The sequence below is a fragment of the Kribbella sp. NPDC054772 genome (assembly GCF_053611945.1).
Genome location: NZ_JBSHBJ010000061.1, coordinates 3608 through 14012 on the forward strand (window position 1 = coordinate 3608; position 10405 = coordinate 14012).

Annotated in this window: 8 protein-coding genes; 5 read left to right on the top strand and 3 right to left on the bottom strand. The window is 68.9% G+C overall.

Going from position 1 to position 10405, the window contains the following annotated elements; all coding sequences use genetic code 11:
- Positions 1-93 precede the first annotated feature (93 nt).
- The gene (gene sucB / locus ACWGID_RS40945) at positions 94-1911 is read right to left on the bottom strand and encodes a 2-oxoglutarate dehydrogenase, E2 component, dihydrolipoamide succinyltransferase (RefSeq protein ID WP_452204790.1); all 1818 of its coding nucleotides are present in this window, start codon (positions 1909-1911) and stop codon (positions 94-96) included.
- Between the two features lie 128 nt (positions 1912-2039).
- A complete protein-coding gene (gene lpdA / locus ACWGID_RS40950; RefSeq protein ID WP_452204791.1) occupies positions 2040-3419 on the bottom strand; it encodes a dihydrolipoyl dehydrogenase in 1380 nt (459 codons plus the stop codon).
- A gap of 185 nt (positions 3420-3604) precedes the next feature.
- On the opposite strand from lpdA, the gene ACWGID_RS40955 reads away from it, so the two are divergent.
- Both ACWGID_RS40955 and ACWGID_RS40960 read left to right on the top strand, forming a co-directional pair.
- Positions 3605-3922, top strand: coding sequence for a hypothetical protein (locus ACWGID_RS40955; RefSeq protein ID WP_452204792.1), 318 nt, complete (start codon positions 3605-3607; stop codon positions 3920-3922).
- Between the two features lie 7 nt (positions 3923-3929).
- Positions 3930-4259, top strand: coding sequence for a cupin domain-containing protein (locus ACWGID_RS40960; RefSeq protein WP_452204793.1), 330 nt, complete (start codon positions 3930-3932; stop codon positions 4257-4259).
- Here ACWGID_RS40960 and ACWGID_RS40965 read toward each other — a convergent pair.
- Complete coding sequence (locus ACWGID_RS40965; RefSeq protein WP_452204794.1) at positions 4248-5741, bottom strand: leucyl aminopeptidase; 1494 nt, start codon at positions 5739-5741, stop codon at positions 4248-4250. The genes ACWGID_RS40960 and ACWGID_RS40965 overlap by 12 nt on opposite strands.
- A 98-nt stretch (positions 5742-5839) precedes the next feature.
- Between ACWGID_RS40965 and gcvT the strand changes: the two genes are divergently transcribed.
- From gcvT to ACWGID_RS40980, 3 genes are all read left to right on the top strand, one after another.
- On the top strand, positions 5840-6940 hold the full coding sequence (gcvT, locus tag ACWGID_RS40970) for a glycine cleavage system aminomethyltransferase GcvT (protein WP_452204795.1): 1101 nt from the start codon (positions 5840-5842) through the stop codon (positions 6938-6940).
- 494 nt (positions 6941-7434) lie between these two features.
- A complete protein-coding gene (locus tag ACWGID_RS40975; RefSeq protein WP_452204796.1) occupies positions 7435-8442 on the top strand; it encodes an ABC transporter permease in 1008 nt (335 codons plus the stop codon).
- A 41-nt stretch (positions 8443-8483) separates the two neighbouring features.
- Complete coding sequence (locus ACWGID_RS40980; protein ID WP_452204797.1) at positions 8484-10241, top strand: ABC transporter substrate-binding protein; 1758 nt, start codon at positions 8484-8486, stop codon at positions 10239-10241.
- Positions 10242-10405: the final 164 nt, after the last annotated feature.

Below are 10405 nucleotides of genomic sequence, written 5' to 3' on the forward strand. Positions count from 1 at the left end.
GCCCCACTCGCGCCCGCGCTCCCGCGCCCCGGCCGGGCGCGGGGCGCCGCCCCCCCGCCCGCCCCCCCCCCCCCCCCCATGCGTTCGGTCCGATCAGACGTCGAACTGGGCCTCTTCGAGGCGCTGCTTGACCGCGGTCAGGTAGCGGGCCGCGTCGGCGCCGTCGACCAGACGGTGGTCGTAGGTCAGCGCCAGGTACACCATCTGCCGGATGGCGATCGTCTCGCCGAGCTCCGGGTGGGTGATCACGACCGGGCGCTTCACCACGGCACCGGTCCCGAGCATGCCGACCTGCGGCTGGTTCAGGATCGGGGTGTCGAACAGCGCGCCCCGGCTACCGGTGTTGGTGATGGTGAACGTGCCGCCCGCCATCTCGTCCGGCAGCACCTTGTTGGTCCGGGTGCGGTCGGCGAGGTCGGCGATCTTCTTCGCCAGGCCGGCGATGTTCAGGTCGCCGGCGTTGTGCACGACCGGGACCATCAGGCCGCGCTCCACGTCCACCGCGATGCCGAGGTGCTCGGCGGCGTGGTACGTGATCTCGCCCTTCTCCTCGTCGATCGAGGCGTTGAGCTTCGGGTACTGCTTCAGCGCGTCGACCGCGGCCAGCGCGAAGAACGGCAGGAAGGACAGCTTGACGCCCTCGCGGGCCGCGAACTCGTCCTTCTTCTTGTTCCGCAGCTTCGCGATCTCGGTGACGTCGACCTCGACCACGGTGGTCAGCTGCGCCGAGACCTTCAGCGAGTTGACCATGTGCGCCGCGATCGCCTTGCGGATCCGGCTCATCTTCTCGGTGGTGCCGCGCAACGGGCTGATCGCCGGGGCCTTCGCTGCGGGGGCAGCGGCCGCAGCCGGAGCCGCGGCGGCCGGGGCTGCCGGGGCTGCCGCGGCAGCCTTCTTGGCCTCGGCGGCGGCGATCACGTCCTGCTTGCGGATCCGGCCGCCGACGCCGGTGCCCTGGACAGCGTTCAGGTCGACCTGGTGCTCGGCAGCGAGCTTGCGGACCAGCGGAGTTACATAGTTCGGACCGTCGGTCGCGGCACCGTTGGGGGACGCAGCCGGAGCGGAAGCCGCGGGTGCCGGAGCAGCAGCCGGTGCCGGAGCAGCGGCCGGAGCGGGGGCGGCGGCAGGAGCCGGAGCGGCCTGCGGGGCAGGCGCAGCAGCGACCGGAGCCGGAGCAGCAGCCGGGGCCGGAGCAGGAGCGGACTCGGCCGGTGCAGCAGGAGCCGCCGCGGCTGCCGGGGCAGCATCGCCGGAGCCGACGACGGCGAGCTCGGCGCCCACCTCGACGGTTTCGTCCTCCGCGACCTTGATCTCCAGCAGCTTTCCGGCGACCGGCGACGGGATCTCGGTGTCGACCTTGTCGGTGGAGACCTCGAGCAGCGGCTCGTCGACCGCCACGTCGTCGCCGACCTGCTTCAGCCAGCGGGTGACGGTGCCCTCGGTAACGCTCTCACCGAGCGCGGGCAGCGTGACCGAAGTACCGGAAGCAGGAGCAGCCGGCGCAGCGGCAGCAGGCTCAGCAGCAGGCGCGGGAGCAGCGGCGGCCGGAGCGGCGGCAGCCGGAGCAGCGGCCGGAGCCTCAGCCTGCGGGGCCGGGGCGGACTCGGCGGGCGCAGCAGCCGGCGCCGGCTCGGTGGCAGGCTCGGCCGGTGCGGCGGGGGCCGAACCCTCGCCGGCGTCGCCGATGACGGCCAGTTCGGCGCCGACCTCGACGGTCTCGTCCTCGGCGGCCTTGATCTCCAGCAGGGTTCCGGCCACCGGAGAGGGAATCTCGGTGTCGACCTTGTCGGTCGAGACCTCCAGCAGGGGCTCGTCGACGGCAACCGTGTCGCCGACCTGCTTGAGCCAGCGGGTGACGGTTCCTTCGGTGACGCTCTCCCCGAGGGCCGGCAGGGATACAGAGGTCGGCATGACGGTCGTTGCTCCTTCGTCTGATCGGTCGAGTGTCAGCCTACGGTGCCGCCGGAGCGAGCGGGATCCGGGTCACGGACGCCCGCAGGCTCTCAGCAGCTCAAACCTACTGAAAGGTTCCAGCAGGGTCAGTCATGGAAGTGCAAAGGTTTCCCGGCGAGTGCCAGGTGGGCCTCGCCGAGGGCTTCGTTCTGGGTCGGGTGGGCGTGCACGAGCGGCGCGACGTCGGCCGGGTACGCCTCCCAGTTGTAGATCAGCTGGGCCTCGCCGATCAGCTCGCCGACACGCGAGCCAACCATGTGCAGACCAACTACCGCGCCGTCGCGAGCGCGCACCAGCTTCACGAAGCCGGACGTCTTCAGGATCTGCGACTTGCCGTTCCCGCCGAGGTTGTAGTTGAGGATCTCGACGTCGCCGTACTTCTCCCGGGCCTGGTCCTCGGTCAGTCCGACCGACGCGACCTCCGGCTCGGAGTACGTGACCCGGGGGATCCCGGCCTCGTCGATCGGCGCCGGCGACAGCCCGGCGAGGTGCTCGGCGACGAAGATGCCCTGCTGGAAGCCGCGGTGCGCGAGCTGCAGCCCCGGCACGATGTCGCCGACCGCATAGACGCCGGGCACGCTGGTCTGCAGCGTCGCGTCGACGGTCACGAACCCGCGGTCGAGCGCGACGCCGACCTCTTCGTACCCGAGACCCGTGGTGTTCGGTCCGCGGCCGACCGCGACCAGCAGTACCTCGGCCTCGATCACCTCGCCGCCCGCCACGGTCACCCGTACGCCGGAATCAGTCACCGCGACCGACTCGAACGGCGTACCGGTCTTGAAGGCGATCTTCCGCTTCCGGAACGCCCGCTCCAGCGTCTTCGAGCAGTCGGCGTCCTCGGCCGGGACCAGCCGCGGCAGCGCCTCGACGATCGTCACCTTGGTGCCGAACGACGTCCACGCGGACGCGAACTCGACCCCGATCACGCCGCCACCGAGAATCACTGCGGACTCCGGAACCCGGTCCAGGGTCAGCGCGTGCTCGCTGGCGATCACCCGGTGCCCGTCGAGTTCGAGACCGGGAAGCGACCGCGAGTAGGAGCCGGAGGCAAGAATGACGTTCCGGCCGGTGTACGTCGTGTCGCCGACCTGCACGGTGGTCGGGGAGGTCAACCGCCCCTCGCCCTCGATGACGGTGATACCGCGAGCCTTGAGCTGCCCCTGCAGACCCTTGAACAGTCGGTCGACGACGCCGTCCTTGTACTTGTTCACACCGCCCATGTCGACGCCCTCGAGCGTCGTCCGGACACCGAACTGCTCGCCCTCGCGGGCGGAGTCGGCGACCTCGGCCGCGTGCAGCAGGGCCTTGGTCGGGATGCACCCACGGTGCAGACAGGTCCCGCCGACCTTGTCCTTCTCGACCAGCGCCACGGACAGGCCGAGCGTGGCGGCGCGCAGTGCGGCGGCGTACCCACCGCTGCCGCCTCCGAGAATCACCAGGTCGTACGTCGTACCACTGTCAGTCACAGGTTCCTCCGTGGGTCTGGTCCGGGGCTGACGGTCCCGGATCGCGGGGCCGGCCCGGCGTCATCCTTTCACCGATCGCACCCGGAACCACCGCCGGGCCGGTCGCGGCGCGCCTGCCGGAACCGGCCGCAACCGTTATCCAGGATTCCGGGCCCCGACTTGCACACATAGTGGACACTGTCGTCATGAAGTGGTTCGGTCGCCGGCAGAAAGCCGGAACGATGCGCCGGGCGGACTCCCCGGACCAGGCGCACCTGCGGGACTTCGCCCAGACCCGGCAAGGCGTGGAGGGTTTCGTCGAGCCGCGGACCGCGGTCACCGACTACACCCTGCTGCTGGTCGCGATCGACGGTGAGTGGACCCGTCGCCGCGTCCCGTCGGTGAAATGGGCGCACGACTTCGCGAACCGGCTGGGCATCCCGTCGTACGACGCGGCCGTGGTCGGGTACCCGCCGCGGATGCGGGAGTACAACGCCCGAATGAAGCGGAACGGCAAGGCCTAACCCGTCCATGAAAGAACAGCGCGAGTTCTTCCCCACTGGTGAACTCGCGTGGTCGGACGCGGGCGGCGGGATCTCGGAGAGGATCCTCAGCCAGGCCCCCGACGGCACGCTGACCCGCCTGGCGCGCTGGGCGCCCGGGACGACGTCAGGCGACGAGATCATTCGTCACCAATACATAGAAGAGGTGTACCTGCTCGAGGGTGAGCTGACCGATCTCACCCTCGACCAGACGTTCCGCCCCGGCGACTACGCCTGCCGGCCGCCGGGGATGCCGCACGGCCCGTACCTGACGACCGTCGGCTGCGTCATGCTGGAGATCCGCTACTCAGCTCGCTGAGGCAGCCAGCTCGACCAGGGTGCGGACCGCGTACCCGGTGCCGCCGTTCGGGGTGTAGCCGGACGCGCCGCCGTCGTTGAACGCCGGGCCGGCCACGTCCAGGTGCACCCACTCGATGCCGTCAGCAACGAAGTCGCCGAGGAACGCGGCCGCCGCCAGCGCGCCGCCCCAGGCCTCGCCGGTGATGTTCGCCAGGTCCGCGACCTTGGAGTGCGACTTCAGCTTGTCGAGCATCTCGGACGGGATCGGCAGCGGCCACATTGACTCACCGGCCGCGACGCCCGCATCCACCACCCGGTCGCGCGCGGCGTCGGTGTTGCCGAACGCGCCCGCCACCTTGGTGCCCAGGGCAACAACGCAGGCGCCGGTCAGGGTGGCCACGTCGACGATCAGGTCGGGCTGGTCCGCGGACGCCCGGACGAGCGCGTCGCCGAGCACCAGCCGGCCCTCGGCGTCGGTGTTCAGCACCTCGACGGTCTTGCCGCCGTACATGGTGAGGACGTCGGACGGGCGGGCCGCCGAACCGGACGGCATGTTCTCGGCCATCGCGGCGTACGTCGTCACCTGGACCGGGAGACCGAGTCGCGCGATGGCCAGCGTCGCGCCGATCACCGCGGCGGCACCCGCCATGTCGGACTTCATGCTGACCATGCCGGTCGACGTCTTCAGCGACAGGCCGCCGGAGTCGAACGTGATGCCCTTGCCGACGAACGCCAGGTGCGTCACCGGCTTCTTCGGCGTGTAGGTCAGCCGGACCAGCCGCGGCGGGTTGGTCGAGCCCTGGCCGACGCCGAGAATGCCGCCGTACCCGCCCTTGGCGAGCGCCTTCTCGTCGAGCACCTCGACCTTGACGCCGTACTCCTTGCCGAGCTTGACCGCGTCGGCCGCGAACTCGGCCGGGTGCAGGTCGGACGGCGGGGTGTTCACCCAGTCGCGCACCTGGGCGACGGAGTCGGCGGTCACCTGCGCGCGCTCGAGCGCGGCCTTGGCGTCCTTGTTCCGGGCCAGGTCGGTGAGCACGGTCAGGTTGCCGGGGGCCTCGGTGGTGTCACCCGACTTGTACGCCGTGAACGCGTACCGACCGAGCAGCGCGCCCTCGGCCACCGCGCGGACGCACTCGGCGTCGGGCGTCGGCAGCGCGAACGCGACGGACTGGCTGATCTTCACGGCCCGGACGCCGGTGCCGGCCGCGACCCGCAGGTCCTCGGTCTTCAGTTCGCCGTCGGGAGCCGCGCCGAGACCGACCGCGATCAGCGTCGCCGACTTGCCCGGCTTCGGGCCCGGCACCTTCGTCACCTCTCCGGCCTTGCCGGTGGCGCCGAGGCCGGCGAGCACCTCCACCAGCTTCCCGCCGTACGCGGCGTTCAGCGACTCGGTGCCGGCCGGCAGAGCGACGCCGCCGCCGAGTTTGACCACGCCGATGACCACGGCGTCGGTCTTGACGCCGGCGGCATCTGACTTGCTCAGGGTGATGGTGGTCACGAAATCCTCAGTCCTCCTTGACCGGCGACTCAGACGGCCGGTCGTGACGGTACGTGCAAGCTGCCTCCGCATGCTACGCGTCAGGTAGTTTCGCCTCCATGACCGAGTCGTCTGATCTGAAGAAGTCGCCCCTGCACGAGCGTCATGTCGCGCTCGGTGCCAAGTTCGCCGAGTTCGGCGGCTGGGAGATGCCCCTGGAGTACGCCGGGGTCGTGGCGGAGCACACCGCGGTCCGGACGTCGGTCGGCGTCTTCGACGTGAGTCACCTCGGTAAGGCGACGGTCAAGGGTCCGGGCGCGGCGGCGTACGTGAACGCTTGCCTGACCAACGACCTCGGCAAGATCACCCCGGGGCAGGCGCAGTACACGCTGTGCTGCAACGACCGCGGGGGAGTGGTCGACGACCTGATCGCTTACCTGCACGCCGACGACGACGTGTTCCTGATCCCGAACGCGGCCAACACCGCCGAGGTGGTCCGGCTGCTGCAGGAGAGCGCGCCCGACGGCGTCGAGGTCACCAACGTCCACGACGACTACGCGATCCTCGCGGTGCAGGGCGCCAAGAGCGACGAGGTGGTGGCGGCGATCGGCCTGCCGACCGGCCACGACTACATGTCCTTCGACGTCGCCGACTTCCGCGGTACGCCGGTCGTGGTGTGCCGGACCGGTTACACGGGCGAGCGCGGGTACGAGCTCGTCGTACCGAACGCTGCCGCGGTGGCCGTGTTCGACGCGTTGCTGGACGCCGGTGCGCAGTACGACATCGCCCCGGCCGGGCTTGGAGCCCGGGACACGCTGCGGACCGAGATGGGGTACCCGCTGCACGGCCAGGACATCTCTCCCGACATCACGCCGGTGCAGGCGCGCTCCGGATGGGCTGTCGGGTGGAAGAAGGAGCACTTCTGGGGCGACGAGGCGCTACGGGCCGAGAAGGAGCGCGGACCGGCCCGGATCCTGCGCGGCCTGCTCGCGGCCGGACGGGGCATCCCGCGGCCGCACATGTCGGTCCTGGATCAGTCCGGCGCGGCCCTCGGCGAGGTCACGTCCGGGACGTTCTCACCGACGCTGAAGAAGGGCGTCGCGCTGGCGCTGCTGGACGCGGCGGTAAAGGAGGGCGACGAGGTCACCGTCGACATCCGTGGCCGTCAGGAAACCTTCAACGTCGTCAAGCCGCCGTTCGTCACCGTGCACGTCCGTTAGATACCGCGCTAATGCAATCGGGATCACCGACCGGTGATCCCGGGCAATTCACGCGGTACCCCTTCGCGGTTCGTTTTCCGGCCCCGCGGCCGGCGGGCGAACCGCGTACTCATGTCCATGCGGGCTGCCGAATGCTACGAAGCGTCACGATCACGCCATTGGCACCAATGGTTACGATTTGTAACATACTGGCACAAATTGGCCACTGACGAGCCTGTGCCGACGCGCTTCGCGAAGGATTGACTGCGAACGGTGACGAAACGGGGCAAATGTTCCGTTCCAGTACCCGTTCCGGTAACGATTTGTGCACTGGTGCCGGGCACCGCTGGTTTGGTGTCACAGTGTCAGGCAGGCTAGCGCGCGGTTAGGGGGAAGCGCCCTGTCAAGGGGATTTGACGCAAGCCCAACCAGACAACAAAGATCCGGCACGCTATCCACCGATGGGCGCCGGATCAACGGACCGAAATCCGGCCGACTGAGCTGACGGAGTGCGAATGAGTATTGGGTCGCCCGACTCGACCGTAGGGGTCGAAGAACACCCGGCGTCGGCGGAGCCGACCCGCACCGCGGCCACTCCGCACGGGAAGTCTCCGAGCCGGATCGCCTTCGACCGGCTCCGCAAGGACCGGGTCGCGGTGATCTGCGCGACGATCGTGCTGTTCTTCATCCTGGTCGCGGTCTTCGCGCCGCTGCTGGCCAAGCTCGAGGGCCAGGACATCGGCACCTTCCACACCGACCTGGTGGACGAGTACGGCTTCCCGACGATCGGCGCGAACGGCTCGCACTGGTTCGGTGTCGAGCCGAAGACCGGCCGGGACAACTTCGCCCGCTGGGTGTTCGGTGCCCGCCCGTCGCTGATCATCGCGTTCCTGGCCACCGTCGTCGGGACCGTGGTCGGCGTCGTGATGGGCCTGCTGGCCGGCTTCCTCGGCGGCTGGACCGACCGGGTGATCTCGTGGCTGATCGACTTCGTGCTGAGCCTGCCGTACCTGCTGTTCGCGATCGCGCTGGTGCCGATCGTCGAGTCGATGCGCGGCGGTTCGTTCAACCTGGGCCCTGAGCAGCAGGCGGACATCCGGTTCTACGTGCTGATCTTCGTGCTCTCGTTCTTCGGCTGGGCCGGCCTGGCTCGCATCATCCGCGGCGAGGTGCTCTCGCTGCGGGAACGCGAGTTCGTGCTCGCCGCCAAAGCGATCGGCGTACCCACCCGGCAGGTGCTCTTCAAGGAGCTGCTGCCGAACCTGGTGGCCCCGATCGTCATCTCGGCCTCGCTGTCGCTCCCGGCGTACGTGACCGCGGAGGCCGGTCTGTCCTTCCTCGGTGTCGGACTCGTCGAACCGAAGCCCTCCTGGGGGCAGACGATCGCGGTCGCCACCAACTGGTTCAAGGCCGACCCGATGTACCTCTGGCTGCCCGTCATCGGGATCACCGCTCTGGTGCTCGCGCTGGCGCTGCTCGGAGACGCCATCCGGGACGCCTTCGACCCCAAGACTCGCCGGTAGTTCGGCGATTGCCCCAGCGGCAGAAAAGGAGAAACCCGACCATGCAGTGGAAACGGATCACCGCAATCGCGGCGACGGTCATGCTGGCCGCCGTGGCTTGCGGCAGCCCGTCCTCGAACAGCGGCAACAAAGGCGACAGCAACAGCGTGGGGGGCGCCCAGGAGAAGGCCACGGACGCCACTGCGAAGGGTCCTGCGGCTGACGTAGAGGGCGCCAAGAAGGGCGGCACGATCACCGTGCTGTCGGACGTGACCCCGGACACGTTCGACCCGTCGAACACCTACTACACCGACGGCAACCAGATCGAGAAGCTGTTCTTCCGCACGCTGACGCAGTACCGCCTGGACGGCCCGGACCACAAGCCGGTCCTGGTTCCGGACCTCGCCGAAGACCTCGGTACGAAGTCGGACGACGGCCTCACCTGGACCTTCAAGCTGAAGAAGGGCATCAAGTACCAGGACGGCACGCCGGTCAAGGCCGAGGACTACGCGTACGCGATCAAGCGGTCCTTCGCGCACGACCTGTACGACGCCGGACCCAGCTACCAGATCCAGTTCTTCAAGGACGGCGAGAAGTACAAGGGCCCGTACGGCCCGGGCGGCGACACCTACGCTGGTGTCGAGACGCCGGACGACTCGACGCTGGTCATCCACCTGGCGAAGAAGTTCGACGACCTGCCGTACTACGTCGCCTTCCCGATGTTCACGCCGATCCCGAAGGCGAAGGACACCCAGAAGAACTACGAGCAGCGCCCGATGACGACCGGCCCGTACCAGGTCACGTCGTACCAGCCGGGTGCCGAGCTCAAGCTGGCGAAGAACCCGAACTGGGACCCGAACACCGACCCGGTGCGGCACCAGTACGTCGACGGCTGGGACTTCAAGTTCGCCCAGGACACCCTGAAGGTGCAGCGTCAGGTGCTGGCCAGCGCCGGCCCCGACGGCAACGCGGTGAACTACTCGAACCTGGACGTCTCGCTGCTTCCTGAGGTCAAGGACCAGTCGCAGCTGACCAAGGGCCCGTCGCCCTGCACGATCATGTACACGATGGACACCCGGAAGATTCCGTTGGAGGTCCGCAAGCTGATCGCCAAGGCGCACCCGACCGATGGTTGGCGCAAGGTGGCCGGTCTGAACCCGACCGACGACCCGCCCGCGTCGACGATCCTGCCGCCGGCCGTCCCGGGCTTCGAGAAGTACGAGCTGCCGGGCCTGAACGGAACCGGTAAGGGCGCCGAGGACGACGCGGTCGCCAAGGAGGTCAAGGACGAGCTGGCCAAGCTGGGCAAGTCGAACTTCGAGCTCAGCTGGTACTACTCGATCGACGACCCGATCTCGACCCGTACCACGCAGTTCCGCAAGCAGATGTTCGAGAAGGCCGGCTTCAAGGTCAAGGCCATCGGTGTCCCGAAGGCCAAGATCCGTACCTTCACCGGTGACCAGAACGCTCCGGTGAACATCGGCAAGACCCCGACCGGTTGGTGCTCCGACTGGCCGAGCGCCACCAGCTGGATGCCGGTGCTGTTCAAGTCCGACGCAATCGCCCTGGGCAACAGCGTCGGCCAGCTGCAGGACAAGGCCCTGGACGCGGAGATCGACGCGGTCTCGGCCAAGGAGCCGAACGAGCAGCTGAAGGAGTGGACGAAGGTCGACAAGGACATCCTGGAGAAGTACCTCCCGGTGATCCCGCTGTACTACAGCGCGAGCAACATGCCGACCGGTAAGAACATCGGGCACGCGATCAACGACCCGACACAGGGCCTCTTCGAGTTCACCTCGATGTTCCTGAAGCAGCCCTGATCGAAGTCCGTCTGATGCAGTACTGATCCACTGAACATGGCATGGGGGGGCGCCCCCCACACACGCGCCCCACCCCGACGGGGGTGTGTGAAAACAAGCGGACACAAGCTGGGCGGCGCCCCCGGGGGCGCGCCCCCGGGGGTGTTGTGGGAGCCAAGCGGGGC

Coding starts and splice junctions, on each gene's coding strand:
- gcvT (WP_452204795.1), top strand. CDS start 5,840: ATGACCGAGTCGTCTGATCTGAAGAAGTCGCCCCTGCACGAGCGTCAT.
- ACWGID_RS40980 (WP_452204797.1), top strand. CDS start 8,484: ATGCAGTGGAAACGGATCACCGCAATCGCGGCGACGGTCATGCTGGCC.
- ACWGID_RS40975 (WP_452204796.1), top strand. CDS start 7,435: ATGAGTATTGGGTCGCCCGACTCGACCGTAGGGGTCGAAGAACACCCG.
- sucB (WP_452204790.1), bottom strand. CDS start 1,911: ATGCCGACCTCTGTATCCCTGCCGGCCCTCGGGGAGAGCGTCACCGAA.
- ACWGID_RS40960 (WP_452204793.1), top strand. CDS start 3,930: ATGAAAGAACAGCGCGAGTTCTTCCCCACTGGTGAACTCGCGTGGTCG.
- ACWGID_RS40955 (WP_452204792.1), top strand. CDS start 3,605: ATGAAGTGGTTCGGTCGCCGGCAGAAAGCCGGAACGATGCGCCGGGCG.